A 14,777-nucleotide genomic window follows, 5' to 3' on the forward strand; every position below is an offset into this window, starting at 1 on the left:
TTTCACCTCGTTACTTTTTGCGTAGACAACTGATAAAAAAGCCATCTGTCATAAAATCTTGCGGATAGATCGTCAACATATCCTCTTGAACAGCTTCAGCTGCCAGCGGTCCTACCGCAAGAGGCATTTGCTCAAATTCAGGATGGTCAGCAAGAAACGCTGCCACGACTTGTTGATTTTCTTCCGCTAGAATCGTACATGTGCTGTAGACCATTATACCCGATTTTTTCAAGGTTGGGGCGGCACTTTCCAAAATCTCTCGCTGAATCTGCGGCAAGCGTTGGAAATCGGCTTCCGTCTTGCTGTATTTGATGTCTGGCTTACGGCGCATCAATCCTAGTCCAGAACAAGGGGCATCCACTAAGATGCGATCAAATTGTTCGGGTGCAAAGGTTTGAGCCGTCTCCCGCGCATCCATCACGCGGGTTTCCACAACTGCTTCTACGCCTAAACGTTGGGCATTTTGCTGAATCAGCTTAACCTTATGGGCATGGATATCCAGTGCTGTCACTTTGCCGCCCTCTGCGGCAGACAAGAAGGCAGCGATATGGGTCGTTTTGCCTCCTGGTGCGGCGCAGGCATCCAATACTTGATGGTCCCGAGCTACTTGTAAAACGGGGGCAACCAGCATCGAACTTTCATCTTGGATCGTCAGTAAGCCTTCTTTGTAGAGGGAAGAGCCCGCCATAAAGCCTTTGTCAGCCACAACCCCATAGGGGGAAAGCTCACTTGGCCGTGCGTCGATGCCTTCTTCTTGCAGCCGCTCGATCGCTGCTGCTTGCGAGATGCGCTGCAGATCGATACGACCACTGGCATGATTGGGTTCAAATAGGGCATAGCCCAGCTCACTGGTTTCTTCGATCCCAATTTGTTTGACTAGTTTCTTCGTTAGCCACAGGGGCAAACTGATTTCCGTTGCTAGACGTTCCATTGGGTCTTTGATCAATGCCAAGTCTGGCACTCCTTGTCGTTGGATCGTGCGCAGCACCCCATTGACGAATTTACCGGTTCCCGGATTGCCTTTGGCTTTCGCGATATCCACGGCTTCATGAATGATGGCATGGGCGGGTACTTTATCGAGATACAGCATCTGATACAAGGAAAGCCGCAGCAGCGTTTTGACCCACGGATCGACTTTGCGGGCATTTTTAATAAACCGGTCCAAATAATAATCCAATAAAAGCTGACGACTGATGGTGCCGTACACCAATTCAGTCAATAAGCGACCGTCTTTGTCATTTAAACGCCCTTGATTCATCAATTCCCGCAGCAGTAGATTGGAATAAGCGCCGCCTTTTTCGATTCGTAACAACGCTTCTAGGGCCACAAAGCGCACTGTATATTGTATGTCTCCAAGATTACGCTTCATAGGTACCTACCTGATCTCCTTTTTGAATCTGTTGTCCACTGCCGTTTAAGAATGCGGCAATGTCTTGTCGGCCTTTTCCAGCTGGCTGCAATTCATCGATAGCCAATACCGTGCCTTCACCACAAGCGATCAGCAACGTTTTTTTCGTCCGTTCAATGATCGTTCCTGGCTGGGCTGTCGTCGTTTGCTCCAGTGGTGTTACTTGCCAAAGCTTCCAGCGGTTGCCGTTTTGTGTCGTAAAGGCGATCGGCCATGGCCGCATGCCTCGGACTTGGGCATCGATTTGCACCGCCGTTTTCTGCCAGTCGATGGCTTCTTGTTCACGGCTGATATTTGGTGAAAAGGTGACTTTTGCTTCTTCTTGCGGAACCGGCTGCAGCTCTCCTGACAAGATTTTCGGCACAGTTTCCAGCAGCAAATCTTTGCCTAATAGGCTCAACTTATCAAACATCGTCCCCACATCATCTTGTGCCGTGATCGGCAAACGAGCTTGAGCAAAAATACCGCCAGCATCCATTTTTTTGATCATTTCCATGATGGTTACACCCGTTTCTTGCTCCCCTTCCATGATGGCATAATGCACAGGTGCTCCGCCTCGGTATTTCGGCAGTAGGGACGCATGAACGTTGATAGCGCCATACTTCGGTACTTCTAGTAAAGCACTAGGTAAAAATTGGCCGAAAGCTGCCGTGATCAGCAGGTCAGGTGCTAAAGCTTGAATCTGCTCCATTTCTGGTGATCCACTGATTTTTTCTGGTTGTAAAACCAACAAGCCATGCTTCAACGCCGCTTCTTTGACGGGGGTCGGAGTGATAGTTTTTTTGCGACCGACGGGACGATCCGGCTGGGTCACGACTGCTGCCACTTCGTAGCCGGCTTCAAGCAAGCCTTCTAAAATTGGGACGGAAAACGCCGGGGTACCCATAAAGACGATTTTAGTCATTTTCATGTTCCTCCATATACTTTTCTAAGTCTTCTTCAGGAATGCGTTCGACGAGCTTGTCGACAAACAGCACGCCATTTAAATGATCGATCTCATGCTGCATCGCCCGCGCCAAGTAACCGAATGCTTCCACTTCCATTTCTTCTCCTTCTCGATCGAAATAGCGGACAGTGATCTCGTCTGCTCGTTTGACGGTCCCGAAGGTGTGAGGAATACTCAAGCAGCCTTCCACATCAAGGGATTCACCAGAAGAAGCGATGATCTCAGGGTTGATCATTTCAAAGCGATCGTCTTCTTCGACTTCCACGATCGCCACTTGCAGGTTTTTGCCGACTTGCGGTGCGGCAATACCGATCCCATCGTGGGCAACCATCGTTTCATAAAGGTCGTCTAGTAGCTGAACGAGCTCATCGGTAATTACTTTGACGGGTTTTGCTTGCCGACGAAGACGTTCATCGGGGGTAATAATAATAGGATAACGCATATTTTCTCCTCTAAATAAAATTCAACGGCTCTTGGTCAATCGACACGTACAATCCTTTGCGCTGATCGATTTGACTTTGATCCAACAGACGGGTCAACAAAGCAGGTAGCTGCGGTTCATTTTTGTATTTAATGATCAATTGGTAGTAATAACGGTTTTTCACCCGCAAAATCGCACTTGGTGCCGGCCCCAACAAAATACTTTGCGGTGACAGCTCCTGCTGCAGATCCCGCGCGATCGCAAAAATCTTCTGAGCGGCGACTTGCTCTTCGGGATGGCTGCAGGTGATTTTGACGGTGAAATAATACGGTGGATAACCGCTTTGGTGCCGCATCCACATCTCTTTTTGATAGAAATCTTCGTAGTCTTGCGACTGCGCCAACTGGATGGCATAGTGCTCAGGGTTGAACGTTTGGATCACCACTTCGCCGGTTTTTTCCGCCCGACCTGCCCGACCACTGACCTGAGTCAACAGCTGGAACGTCCGTTCACTCGAACGAAAATCTGGCAAGTTCAAGGCAGTATCGGCATTCAAGACCCCTACCAGTGTGATATCAGGGAAATCCAAGCCTTTAGCGATCATTTGAGTCCCTAACAAAATATCCGCTTTTTTCTCCCCAAACAAGGTCAAGATTTTTTCGTGGGCGCCTTTTTTGCGGGTGGTATCGACATCCATCCGTAAGACCCGCGCTTCAGGAAACAGTTCCTTCAACTCTTCTTCCACTTTTTGCGTGCCCGTTCCGTAATAACGAATCTTGTCTGCATTACAGTTGGGGCAACGATGGGGGATGTGTTCTTCATGCCCGCAATAATGACAGCGCATCGTTTTGGTATCCATATGCAGCGTCAAGGAGATGTCGCAATTTGGACAAGGCAAAACATACCCGCAATCGCGGCACATCACGAAGGAAGAGTAGCCGCGCCGATTCAGCAGCAAGACGATCTGTTCTTTGCGGGCCAAACGGTCTGTGATTTTTTCCTGTAACGGACGAGAAAAGGTTTGATACTTTTTGTTGGCAAATTCGGTACGCATATCCACGACTTCGATCTGCGGTAATTGCGCACTGGTTTTTGCTCGTTGATTCAATTTCAATAAGCGGTAGACTTCTTTTTGGGCCCGAGCACGAGATTCTAATGATGGCGTCGCACTGCCTAACACCACTGGACAGTGATGGTACTGACTGCGCCAAATCGCTAAATCTCTCGCATGGTAACGAGGGGCTTCCTCTTGCTTGTAGGAAGCTTCGTGCTCCTCATCGACGATGATGACCCCGATGTTTTTCAACGGAGCAAAAATCGCCGAGCGGGCGCCAACCACCACCTGCGCCTCCCCACGTTCGATCTTACGCCATTCATCGTATTTTTCACCTTGGGACAAGCCGCTGTGTAAAACAGCCACTGCGTCGCCGAGACGGCTTTTAAAGCGTTCGACCATTTGCGGGGTCAAAGCGATCTCCGGTACGAGCATGATCGCGGTTTTGCCTTGTTTCAGCAATTGGGCGATCGCTTGTAGATAGACTTCTGTTTTTCCACTGCCGGTGATCCCTTCCAGTAAAAAAGTCTGCGCCTCTTGGTTATCCGCACAAGCAGTGATTTGCGCTACTGCAGCTGCCTGTTCTTCATTTAATTCAAGGGGGACCGTTTTTTGAAATTGACGGTCTTTGTAAGGATCACGGTAGGCTTCAACTTCCGTAAAGGTCAGCCAGCCAGCTTCTTGCGCTTGGTTCAAAGCCGCGGTGGAAATCCCTTGTTCGGTAAAAAAGGAAACCGGCAAGCGGGCTTCCTCTGTCAAAATCTGTAAGATTTCCAGCTTGCGTTTGGCCCCTTTGCGCAGCTGTTGCTGGACGGCGGGGATTTCTGCTGGCTCGATCTTGCGTTCAATGTAACGGGTCATTTTCGCTTTGTTTTTATTTTTCACGAGATACTGCAATTCAACTACTGCGGCTTCCCGCAAAGGCTTCAACTGCGGCAGCAGCCCTGCACTTTCGGCGTCTTGCCAACTGAGGATGCCGTCTTCGGGAAAATATTCTTTGATGGGATGATTTCCTTCCAGCAAAACGATCTGCTTTTGGTACTCGGCTTTCATCACACTAGGCAGCATCGTCTGCAAGCAAGTAATCTTAAAGGCAAAGGTCGTTTCCTTCATGTAGTCGGCTAATTGGAGAAGTTCTTCATTGACGACAGGCGACAAATCCAACAAACGAACGATTGGTTTTAAGGTCTGCTGCGGTTCGGCAACTTCTGAAAGGCCGACGACGAACCCTTGGATATGGCGGTCGCCCTTGCCAAATGGCACTTCGACCCGCATCCCTGTCTCAATGGCGGCTTGTAATTCTGATGGGATCAGATAGGTAAAAGGCTGATCGGTCTGCATCGTGGGAACATCCACGATCACTTCTGCTATGTACGCCATTTCTTCTCCTCCTTTTAGGTTCTATTTTACTAAATGGGTGGGGGTTTGTCTGTACCCCTTACAAAAATTTAACCATCGCCATTCAAAAGAAAAAGCCAGAACACAGGCGTGCTCTAGCTTGCTTTTGTCTATAGCTTTTGTTCGTCGCGGATACGCGCTTCTAATTCTTTTTGTTCTTGGTCTTTTTGCGCTTTGCGCTCTTCTTGTTCCATTTTCAAGCGGGCCCGTTTGATTTCTGGATGCGGATCATTAACGACTAATTCCGCTTCGATTTCTTCAAGCGCTTGACCCACGCTTTTCACTGAATCAAAGTTTTCTAGTGTTGCTTGCGCACCGGCATCAAGTTCATGCGCCCGTTTGCTTGCTAAGATCACTAATGAATATTTTGAATTGACACGATCCAACAAAGAATCGATTGAAGGTTTTAACATCATATTTCTTACAGCTCCTCTAACATTTTGATATAGGTTCCGATCACTCGGTCAACGCGAAAATGTTCACTTGAAATAATTTCGCGAATTCGTTGGACTGCCTTAGGTACTTCATCATTGACAACGGCATAATCATACAAAGCCATCATTTCGATTTCTTCACGGGCGACACGCATCCGTTCATCGATCACTTCGGCAGAGTCGGTTCCTCTTCCTGTAATACGAGAGCGTAATTCTGCCAGATCAGGTGGCGTCAGAAAAATAAACACACCATCGGGAACTTTGTCTTTTACTTGTTTTGCCCCTTGCACTTCGATCTCTAAAAACACATCTTTTCCTTGATCCAGTGTCTGTTGGACATAAGATAATGGGGTGCCATAATAATTGCCGACATATTCGGCGTATTCCAGCATTTCACCGGCTTCGATCAAGGCTTCAAATTCTTCCCGCGTGCGGAAATAGTAATCGACCCCTTCCACTTCTCCCTCGCGTTTTTGACGAGTGGTCATTGAAACGGAATATTGAAAATCGTTGTCGTCACTCTCAAAAATTGCTTTGCGCACGGTCCCTTTCCCTACTCCGGAAGGTCCTGATAAAACTATAAGTAATCCTCGCTCTGACATAATGACGTCCTTTCACTGACATTTGCTTAACGTCTATTTTGCACTTTTTTTCAGCAACTTTCAAGAACTACTTTATTATAATGGGAATTTCATGAAATTGCTAGTCTACACTTCGGCTGCTTTCTTAAAAGCCCATGTTGCTTAAGGTATTGATGACCCCTGCCAATTCGTCTTTAGCGGTGATCGCTTTTTCGGTAGGATCCGTCACTTCTTGGCAATCGATACGCACGATGTACCGACGATTTAAAGAAACCGCTACGCCATCAACTAATAGATGAAGAAAATCCGGCTCGATGGCTACGCAGGCATCTTCCCATGCAGAGAAATTCTCTTTGTCAGAGGGAATACTGCGCTTGATGACATTTTTTCCGCTTAGTTCGTGAAAGGTGATATCGTAATATTTCATTGGTTCATTCCTCCTACTCGATGTTTTGAACTTGTTCTCTGATTTTTTCAATGATCGTCTTCATTTGGACGACACTGTTTTTGATTTGGATCGGACTCGATTTTGAGCCGATCGTATTGACTTCCCGGTTCATCTCTTGGATCAAGAAATCCAGCTCTCGACCTATTGGTGTCTCAGCTGCCATCAGCTCCGTCATCGTCGTTAAATGGATACTTAAACGATCCAGTTCTTCGTGAATATCGCCGCGTTCCAATAAAATCGCCAACTCTGTCAGTAAACGATCGCGCTCGACTTCTTCCCCTAGATAGGCAGTCAGTTTCTTTTCAAAGCGTTCTTGGTAGTCCGCCTCATAGAGGGTCACGAATTGTTTGAGTTCTGTCAGTTTTTCCTGTAGCTGTCGCTGATTTTCTTGTAAGATCTGCAGAATGCCTTGCCCTTCCACCCAGCGGCTTTGGTCGATCGCTGCCAGCGCTTGATCTAATGCTTCCATCACGCCATCGGCTAAGGTGCTTTCTTCTGGCTCTTGATCAGAGATCGTTAGAAAAGCCTCATGGAGCAGGAATTGTTCCAGCAATGCTGCTTTAGGCAGCTCTGCTAGGTCAAAACGGTCTTTGGCTTCGGTATCGATCTCCTGCATGAAACGTTCCAGCAGGTCCCATTGGATCTCGATCTGTTTCGTATTTGCGGTTTTTTCTTTTAAAGTCACATACAATTCGATCCGTCCTCGCTGGAGGGTCTGCTTGATCGACTGCCGTAAAGCACCTTCTAGAGGATTCAATTGTTTGGGCATTCGCAGCTGCAGGTCCAAAAAGCGCTGATTGACACTTTTGATTTCAATTTCGATCTGCACATCTGGTGTTTCTGCACTGCCTTTGCCAAAACCAGTCATACTTTTCATTTGATCACTCCTCACCCTTTTGCTTTCTTACATGGAAAGCAGGGCTTTTTTAAGTTCTGCAAATTCTTCATTGGATAAGGTCACGCCTTTGCCCATCTTCTCGTGCTCTGGGCCCCAATCTCTCAGATCAAATTTTGGCGGACGCCCATTCCAGCTCACCAAATTCAATTCTTTGCGCCAGCCTCTTTGATTTTCCGAAAGCACGGCGATCTCTTCAACGATTTCATACGAAAATTTATCCATTTTCTGCTCCTTTCAAAAGATAGTGACTATACGCTGCCATTAAAGCAGTCAGCGGGTAACGCCGACGAATCTGCTGAAGGGCGGGCAGATTCAATTGCTGCGTCCGATAAAAAAAGAAAAAGCGGTTTTGCTCGGACAAGACAAAAAAACGGTCGCGATAATAGCTCAGCCACTCGGTGATCGACCAGGCATCGGCTTCTTCCACTGCCTTTAGCGCAATTTTTTCAGCTAAAGCCGTTAGCATCGTTTCCTGCTCATAAATCACCGTAGGCGCTAGATACAATACTTTCGCGGTACACTCTATCAGTATACGCCCCCACTGCTCAAATGGCACATCCTGTTGATAGAATTTACGCATTTTTTTCCAAAATTCTTTTTTCTTTAGTTCCTGATAAAGCAACGGGTCGGTCTGGCGTAGCTCTTTCAAAAAACCCCGCCATAACGGCTGAAAATCAACCGTCTTTTCAAAGGTATACCAATGGCCTTGGTATTTGCCGAACACTTTCAAGGTTTCCAAATAGCCCAAGGTCATATTATCCAGCGAACGCTGGGCATCAAAAACCAAAAAGCTGCCTAAGGACCAAGGAGACCCTAACGAAAGTTGCGCAGTTTCTTCCGTCAAAACCGTCCTTTTATTGATGCCGGGTCCTTGGACATCCACGGTGATACATTCCGTTGCCCCCTGCTGTAGAGCGACATCGATGGGCAGGTTGTTGCGATAGCCGCCATCGATGTAATAGGCGTCATTAATTTTTTGCGCCTGCATCGCTGGATAAAATGAGGCGGATGCCAACAACCAATGCAGATTTTCCTCAACTGCGGATGGATCAAAGGCATAGATCGTCTCCTTGAAGTCGGGCAGACGAGTCGTACAGATCAGCAAATGACAAGCAGTTTGGCTGAATTTTTCTTGATCAAAGGTCTTCTGCAAAAGCTTTGCCAAGGGTTCGGTACTGGCGCCGTTGCTTTTGACCGCTTCGCGGACCAGCGAGTTGGCTTGATTCATCAAATCCCGCAGCGTTTGAGCACGTACCGAAGCAAGCGGATAGTGCAATACTTGCTCATTAGAGATATTTGCCCATAAATCGACGGCCGCTTCCACATCGTTCATTAAAATCAAGGCGCCATTCAACGCACCAACGGAAGTTCCCGTGATCCATTCAAAGGTGATGCCTCGTTCTTGCAGCGCTTGCCAAACCCCGATTTGATACGCCCCATGAGCACCGCCACCGCCTAAAACCAGCGCCGTCTGATAAGCTAGCACTCTTTGATACCCTTGAGGGACCACCTGATACCCTTGCTGGATAAACCACTCAGCCAAGGGGTTCCGATGAGGAAGCTGCCACAAGACGGCTGCTACAAAACGACTGCGGGCAAAGCTTTCTGTCACAGCTAGCAGTTGTTTCCAAGTAAACTCGGCGGCTGCTTCCACCAGCAGATTGGTGATAGTCAGTGTCTTTTGGTCAAAATCAAACTGCCCGGCAAGGTAAAAGCGGCCATAACGGCTGTCGATCTGCCAGCCCTGCTGCGCCATGTCGGCAAGAAAGGCTCGTCGCGCTTTTGAGTGCGACTCAAAAAAGGAAAAGACCAGTCGGCTTTCTTGAAACCCTGCCCTTTGTGCAAGAAAATCGATCGAAGTCAGTTTTTTCACTTTCATCAAGACGCCTCCTTAAGCAAAAAAGAATAGACGAATGACACGCCGGCTGCCGTACCACTCGAGCTATTCTTTTGATTAAAATGTTCGTTGTGCCATGTTGAATGCCGCCAGCATCTCATCCGTGGCTTCATCGACTGGCGTCACAGATTCCAAATCACCTTGGATCACACGACGGGTGACACCGCCCATTTCGCCACAGGTTATCAGCGTGATCATTTTGCGGCCTTCTACTTCGTCAAGCAAATAGACATCGGTCGGATTGACCCGCACAGAAGAAGTCGCGGTATACGTGTAAATATTTTCCAGATCGGTCACATAGATAGCCGCCCCGATGGCGACATCATCCAATGGTGTAAACAAAAGATCTGGCGATTGGGCGCGATGGCTAGCTAACGCGTAATTGCCTTCCCCCATTTTTTGGGTGGGACTTAACGTACCAGCACCATACAGCAAGGCCTCGTTGGCCAAGCCTTTAAAAATCGGCAGATTGATCCCAACACTGGGAACCGCCACGCCGCCGATCACTGGCAAAGCTTTGTTGCTCAGCTGCGCCCGTAAGACTGCTTCTGAACTTGCCGGCTCCACGGCATCAAAATCAAAGGTCGCTTCCGCTTCCATGTTTTTTTCCACATCACTACGATCAATGGTGCCGACTGCGTATGCTTCACCTGTTTGTTTAATAAAATAATTTTTGATTTGATTATTAAAAATCAATGCTAAACCAATCAATAACAGCAAAAGCAAAAAGAGATTGCTCAGCCAATTCGAAAGTCTGCTTTTCTTTTTTCTCATAGGTTTTCGTCTCCATTAGTTTCTTCTTTTATCATACCAAAATCCTCATAAAGACGCCAATTTGGGCAATTTTTTTTACGAAAAGACAAGATTTGCCTTTTTTTGTCGAAAAAGGGAACTTAAAAATTGTTTTTTCTGTTATTTTGTAATATAACTTTAAACGAAAAGATACAAGCAATTTTCAGCGCTTTGTTGTAGAATGAACTTAGTAGATAGGAGGGATCGATCGGCATGTCTAACACGATTTACGTACATATTGATACAACCAGCAATGCCGTCTTGACCCGCGGGCTTGCCCCCCAAGATTTTAACAAGAGCATTGTCCATCAGCCCAAGAATCTGCTCTTGCTTGATCCTTCCAGTGATTTCGGCGAATTCGACGGTCATACGGGCTTAAAAGTCATCCGTGGAATGGAAGATGTCCAACTGTTTTTTCAGCAGATCAACAAAGGTCGCATTGCCGAAGAAATGAAGTGGATCGATTTTAATGATTACGAGATGGTCAAAGAATTGACGCCTTTAGAGATCTCCGAATTGTTATATTTCGGCCACATGAAGACACACCTCCACTCCCCTTTCTTTTACAAACTGCAAAATAACTTTGTTTTCTTTGACTTAAAAGATGCACGTTCCCGCGTTTATTATCGCTATTTAGATGAATATTACCGGATCTTGGCGGATCGGATCACCCGTATCGTCTTAGAAAAAATCAATGATCGTCTCTCCTTTTTTAAAAAAGCGACACCGGTGGAAAAGCTCGACTTTAATTTGCTGAAAGAATTGCGGGGAATCATGCAAGAAGGCATCGTCTTCTGTCTGACACAAGAGCAACTGATCGATAAAACTTATACGATCCCGATCTATCTGTCAGAAGATGCTGGCTTGAAAAGCACATTGGTCAATCAAAAAGAGTTAGATCAAATTGCAGTTTTGCGCTACTCAGCCAGCAAAAAAAACTGGTCGTTGGAAATTGATCAAGAAGATTTGGCTTTTGGATTTTTCGACAAAAAAATGTCTTGATGCTTCTCTTTTTCAAAGAGCATCAAGACATTTTTTATGATTTCATTTCTAAAACTAAACTTTCGGCACAAATAATTTTGGAGCGGCCTTGACTAAGAGACCTAATACGACCCCTACATAAACGATATTGATGATGACCGATGACCCATTAAAGATCAAGGAATACAGATACGGACTTTGTCCTGGCGGTGCGTACATTCCCCAGACAAAAACCCCTGCCCAATAATGCCAAAACCAACGGCTAATCACCGCCACGATGCCCCCTAAGACGACATACCACGTAACGGTTTTGCTGTTTTGTCGGATCGCTTGCTGGATTTTATTAGCAAACAAGCCGCCCATCCCACCAAAAGCAAAGGCAAAGGGATATTCAAAGATGATCTGTGGAACGGTGATAAAGTTACGCATCGCACTACCAATCAAAATATTCAGCAAGCCCCACATAAATCCCGCCGTCATTCCCGGCAGCACCCCGCGACGATACGAATACAAGACCAAGGGCACGAGCCCTAGAGACAAGTCGATACTGGAATTGGCTGTCTGGATCGGGATATACGACAAGACGACCCCGATAGCAGCAATCATCGTTCCTTCCGTCCACACTTGCAGCGACATTTTTCGTTTCAAAAAAACTCCTCCTTTAGAATCATCACAATTCACAAAGGAGAAGTGTTAGACACTTCAACTCGTCACAATTCCTACGTTCGCATGATCGAAACAGGTACGAAGGGTTTAGAGTACTCTCATTCTCAGCCTTTGCAGACTCCCCTTTGTGATTAGATTCTATTTTATTTTTTGCTTGCGTTTCGCAAGTCACTTTCAAGAATACCATAAATTGGTGAAAAGAAACATGACTGCGATCGTTTTTTCTAAAAACATCCTGAAACTCCTCAGAAAAAAAACAGCCAATGAGGGGCTAAAGACCGACCATTGGCTGTTGTTCTCATGCATATGAGACACGATTAAATTGATAATTTTGATTCAAACAGTGGACTTACTGGTTTGTTCTCATGGATTCGTTTGATCGCTTCGCCCATCAAGGCACCGACACTGATCTCATCGATTTTTTTCGACTTGCGGTCTTCTGGCAAGTGAATCGAATCTGTCACAACTAGATGCTCAATGGCCGAATCTTCGATCCGTTCCAAGGCAGGTCCTGACAAGACAGGGTGGGTACATGAGGCGTAAACACTTTTGGCACCTGCTTGTTTCAACGCATTCGCAGCCAATGTGATGGTACCCGCAGTATCGATCATATCGTCGATCAAGACACAAGTTTTGCCTTCAACATGACCAATGATATTCATGACTTCCGCTACGTTGGCTTTCGGACGACGTTTGTCGATGATCGCGATTGGTGACTTAAGAAACTCAGCTAATTTGCGGGCACGAGTCACGCCCCCGTGGTCTGGTGAAACAACTACGACATCATCGCCTTGAATGCCTCTTTCCAAGAAGTAGTTGGCGATCAATGGTGCACCCATCAAGTGGTCAACGGGGATATCAAAGAACCCTTGAATCTGTGAGGCATGCAAATCCAGTGTAACCATGCGGTTCGCACCAGCTTTTTCGATCATGTTTGCTACAAGTTTTGCGGTGATTGGTTCTCTTGATCGCGCTTTGCGGTCTTGTCTTGCATAACCATAATAAGGCATTACTACATTGATCGTCTTCGCACTGGCGCGCTTCAAAGCATCGATCATGATCAGCAATTCCATTAGGTTATCGTTTACAGGGCTGCTGGTTGATTGAATCACGTAGACGTGGGCACCACGAATACTTTCTTCAATATTCACTTGGATTTCACCATCGCTAAATTGTTTGACTGAACACTTACCTAATTCAACACCTACTGCAGCTGCGATTTTTTCCGCCAAAGGACGATTTGAGTTCAGAGAAAAAATCTTCAATCTTGGATCAAAATAATGATTTGACATGAGAACCTCCACTTTCTTTGCGTTCATCTAGAAAAAAATGACTCCTTTTTACTAGAATCTTCTTCCTAATAAATAGTAGTCATTTTTCCTTAAGAAATCAAGTCATTTCGCTATTTCTAATTTAGATAAGGCAACTTTTTCGCGTAATCCGCTTTATTTTCCTGACGGGCGCGGGCAATAGCCATACTGTGTTTAGGAACATCTTTGGTGATCGTTGAGCCAGCAGCGATCATCGTTTCCTCTTCGATGGTCAAGGGCGCAACCAGATTGGAGCCAGAGCCGATAAAGCAATTGTCCCCGACAGTCGTTTTAAATTTGCTCTTGCCGTCATAATTAACAAAGACTACGCCGCAGCCGACATTGATGTTTTTGCCTAAGGTCGCATCGCCAACATAAGACAAGTGTCCGACTTTGGTGCCTTCGCCAATCGTCGCATTTTTGACCTCCACAAAGTTACCGATATGGGCATGGGCCAAAATTTCCGCATTGGGGCGAAGATGGGCATTGGGACCAACATCGGCGCCATCATGGATGATGCTCTCCTCGATCGTCGATGCCTTGATCGTCACTTGGTTGCCGATCTTGCTGTCTTCAATTTCAGAAGCTGCCGTAATGACACAATCTTCTCCGATCGTCGTCTTCCCTTTGATGATCACACCGGCTTCGATCAAGGTATCTGAACCGATCACAACGCCTTCGTCGATATAAGTCGTCGCCGGGTCGATCAAGGTCACGCCATTTTGCATGTGCTGACGATTGATCCGCTGGCGCATCAAGCGATTGGCTTCGGCTAAGGCGATGCGGTCGTTGACCCCTAAAGATTCATGGAAATCTTCGGTTTGATAAGCAGCGATGATTTTGCCGTCTTCCTTTAAGATCTCGATAATATCAGTCAAGTAGTACTCCCCTTGGGCATTGTCCGTATCTAATTTTGCCAAGGCGTCAAATAACAATTCATTGTCAAAGCAATACGTGCCTGTATTGATTTCTTGGATCAGTGCTTCTTCGGTCGACGCATCTTTTTGCTCGACGATTTTTTCCACGATGCCGACATGATCCCGTACGATCCGGCCATAGCCCGTTGGGTCTGCCGCTTGTGCCGTCAAGATCGTTGCCGATGCATTTTTCCCTTGATGGTAATCGAACAAGTTATTCAAGGTTTCCGTCGTCAATAACGGCGTATCCCCACTAATTACTAAGGTCGTGCCTTTTTTGCCCTTTAAAAATGATTCGGCTTGAACGACAGCGTGACCGGTACCTAATTGTTCGGCTTGTAAGGCGTAATTGGTGCGATCCCCCAGTTGCTCCTTGACCATTTCCGCCCCGTGACCAACGATCGTCACGATCTCTTCAGGATTTGTTTCCACCACTCGGTTCATGATGTGCTCCACCATTGGCTTACCGCAAACCGGATGTAACACTTTATATAACTTCGATTTCATGCGCGTGCCTTTTCCAGCCGCTAAAATTATTGCAAAACGTGCGTCCACGTATTCCACTCCTATCAATCTGAAGGATTTTTATTCATTGAATTTCCTATAAACAGTTTAGCCCAAGTACT

The 14,777-nt window shown here is 46.5% G+C and carries 15 protein-coding genes and 1 riboswitch; of the genes, 1 reads left to right on the plus strand and 14 read right to left on the minus strand.

Annotated elements, in window-relative coordinates; genetic code table 11:
- Window positions 1-10 precede the first annotated feature (10 nt).
- The 11 genes from rsmB to IGI84_RS15595 all read right to left on the minus strand — a co-directional run bounded on the left by rsmB (window position 11) and on the right by IGI84_RS15595 (window position 10,259).
- Window positions 11-1,369 (minus strand): 16S rRNA (cytosine(967)-C(5))-methyltransferase RsmB, encoded by a 1,359-nt coding sequence (rsmB, locus tag IGI84_RS15545; protein ID WP_015510616.1) that lies wholly within the window; start codon window positions 1,367-1,369, stop codon window positions 11-13.
- On the minus strand, window positions 1,359-2,312 hold the full coding sequence (gene fmt / locus IGI84_RS15550; protein WP_096741976.1) for a methionyl-tRNA formyltransferase: 954 nt from the start codon (window positions 2,310-2,312) through the stop codon (window positions 1,359-1,361). Before fmt ends, rsmB begins: the two co-directional genes overlap by 11 nt.
- Entirely contained in the window at window positions 2,305-2,796 is a 492-nt protein-coding gene (gene def, locus IGI84_RS15555; protein WP_005230314.1) for a peptide deformylase, read from the minus strand. The genes fmt and def overlap by 8 nt, the downstream gene beginning before the upstream one ends.
- Window positions 2,797-2,806: 10 nt before the next feature.
- The gene (gene priA / locus IGI84_RS15560) at window positions 2,807-5,209 is read right to left on the minus strand and encodes a primosomal protein N' (protein ID WP_368256501.1); all 2,403 of its coding nucleotides are present in this window, start codon (window positions 5,207-5,209) and stop codon (window positions 2,807-2,809) included.
- A 128-nt stretch (window positions 5,210-5,337) separates the two neighbouring features.
- On the minus strand, window positions 5,338-5,643 hold the full coding sequence (rpoZ, locus tag IGI84_RS15565; RefSeq protein ID WP_005232977.1) for a DNA-directed RNA polymerase subunit omega: 306 nt from the start codon (window positions 5,641-5,643) through the stop codon (window positions 5,338-5,340).
- Between the two features lie 5 nt (window positions 5,644-5,648).
- Window positions 5,649-6,263, minus strand: a complete 615-nt coding sequence (gene gmk, locus IGI84_RS15570) for a guanylate kinase (protein WP_005230308.1) — start codon at window positions 6,261-6,263, stop codon at window positions 5,649-5,651.
- A gap of 124 nt (window positions 6,264-6,387) precedes the next feature.
- Window positions 6,388-6,669, minus strand: coding sequence for a hypothetical protein (locus IGI84_RS15575; RefSeq protein ID WP_005230307.1), 282 nt, complete (start codon window positions 6,667-6,669; stop codon window positions 6,388-6,390).
- A gap of 13 nt (window positions 6,670-6,682) precedes the next feature.
- A complete protein-coding gene (locus tag IGI84_RS15580; RefSeq protein WP_288362432.1) occupies window positions 6,683-7,567 on the minus strand; it encodes a YicC/YloC family endoribonuclease in 885 nt (294 codons plus the stop codon).
- A gap of 27 nt (window positions 7,568-7,594) precedes the next feature.
- A complete protein-coding gene (locus IGI84_RS15585) occupies window positions 7,595-7,810 on the minus strand; it encodes a YdbC family protein (protein ID WP_005230288.1) in 216 nt (71 codons plus the stop codon).
- Entirely contained in the window at window positions 7,803-9,467 is a 1,665-nt protein-coding gene (locus IGI84_RS15590) for a patatin-like phospholipase family protein (protein WP_368256498.1), read from the minus strand. Before IGI84_RS15590 ends, IGI84_RS15585 begins: the two co-directional genes overlap by 8 nt.
- A 75-nt stretch (window positions 9,468-9,542) precedes the next feature.
- Entirely contained in the window at window positions 9,543-10,259 is a 717-nt protein-coding gene (locus IGI84_RS15595) for a class A sortase (protein WP_368256496.1), read from the minus strand.
- A 231-nt stretch (window positions 10,260-10,490) separates the two neighbouring features.
- Here IGI84_RS15595 and IGI84_RS15600 point away from each other — a divergent pair, with 231 nt between their 5' ends.
- Window positions 10,491-11,279, plus strand: coding sequence for a hypothetical protein (locus IGI84_RS15600; protein ID WP_005232973.1), 789 nt, complete (start codon window positions 10,491-10,493; stop codon window positions 11,277-11,279).
- Between the two features lie 54 nt (window positions 11,280-11,333).
- On the opposite strand, the gene thiT is transcribed toward IGI84_RS15600, so the two are convergent.
- From thiT to glmU, 3 genes are all read right to left on the minus strand, one after another.
- Window positions 11,334-11,906 carry an energy-coupled thiamine transporter ThiT gene (thiT, locus tag IGI84_RS15605; protein ID WP_074934241.1) on the minus strand — a complete coding sequence of 191 codons (573 nt, stop codon included), beginning with the start codon at window positions 11,904-11,906 and terminating at the stop codon, window positions 11,334-11,336.
- Window positions 11,907-11,957: 51 nt separating this feature from the next.
- Window positions 11,958-12,059, minus strand: a riboswitch (TPP riboswitch).
- A 182-nt stretch (window positions 12,060-12,241) separates the two neighbouring features.
- Window positions 12,242-13,216, minus strand: coding sequence for a ribose-phosphate diphosphokinase (locus IGI84_RS15610; RefSeq protein ID WP_005230276.1), 975 nt, complete (start codon window positions 13,214-13,216; stop codon window positions 12,242-12,244).
- A gap of 116 nt (window positions 13,217-13,332) precedes the next feature.
- On the minus strand, window positions 13,333-14,706 hold the full coding sequence (gene glmU / locus IGI84_RS15615) for a bifunctional UDP-N-acetylglucosamine diphosphorylase/glucosamine-1-phosphate N-acetyltransferase GlmU (protein ID WP_368256494.1): 1,374 nt from the start codon (window positions 14,704-14,706) through the stop codon (window positions 13,333-13,335).
- Window positions 14,707-14,777: the final 71 nt, after the last annotated feature.

Origin of the sequence: Enterococcus sp. DIV0008 (assembly GCF_050542615.1) — a bacterium.
In the GTDB taxonomy this organism is placed as follows: domain Bacteria; phylum Bacillota; class Bacilli; order Lactobacillales; family Enterococcaceae; genus Enterococcus_D; species Enterococcus_D innesii.

Coding starts and splice junctions, on each gene's coding strand:
- IGI84_RS15580 (WP_288362432.1), bottom strand. CDS start 7,567: ATGAAAAGTATGACTGGTTTTGGCAAAGGCAGTGCAGAAACACCAGAT.
- IGI84_RS15595 (WP_368256496.1), bottom strand. CDS start 10,259: ATGAGAAAAAAGAAAAGCAGACTTTCGAATTGGCTGAGCAATCTCTTT.
- IGI84_RS15575 (WP_005230307.1), bottom strand. CDS start 6,669: ATGAAATATTACGATATCACCTTTCACGAACTAAGCGGAAAAAATGTC.
- gmk (WP_005230308.1), bottom strand. CDS start 6,263: ATGTCAGAGCGAGGATTACTTATAGTTTTATCAGGACCTTCCGGAGTA.
- def (WP_005230314.1), bottom strand. CDS start 2,796: ATGCGTTATCCTATTATTATTACCCCCGATGAACGTCTTCGTCGGCAA.
- IGI84_RS15590 (WP_368256498.1), bottom strand. CDS start 9,467: ATGAAAGTGAAAAAACTGACTTCGATCGATTTTCTTGCACAAAGGGCA.
- IGI84_RS15600 (WP_005232973.1), top strand. CDS start 10,491: ATGTCTAACACGATTTACGTACATATTGATACAACCAGCAATGCCGTC.
- fmt (WP_096741976.1), bottom strand. CDS start 2,312: ATGACTAAAATCGTCTTTATGGGTACCCCGGCGTTTTCCGTCCCAATT.
- IGI84_RS15585 (WP_005230288.1), bottom strand. CDS start 7,810: ATGGATAAATTTTCGTATGAAATCGTTGAAGAGATCGCCGTGCTTTCG.
- IGI84_RS15610 (WP_005230276.1), bottom strand. CDS start 13,216: ATGTCAAATCATTATTTTGATCCAAGATTGAAGATTTTTTCTCTGAAC.
- priA (WP_368256501.1), bottom strand. CDS start 5,209: ATGGCGTACATAGCAGAAGTGATCGTGGATGTTCCCACGATGCAGACC.
- rsmB (WP_015510616.1), bottom strand. CDS start 1,369: ATGAAGCGTAATCTTGGAGACATACAATATACAGTGCGCTTTGTGGCC.
- rpoZ (WP_005232977.1), bottom strand. CDS start 5,643: ATGATGTTAAAACCTTCAATCGATTCTTTGTTGGATCGTGTCAATTCA.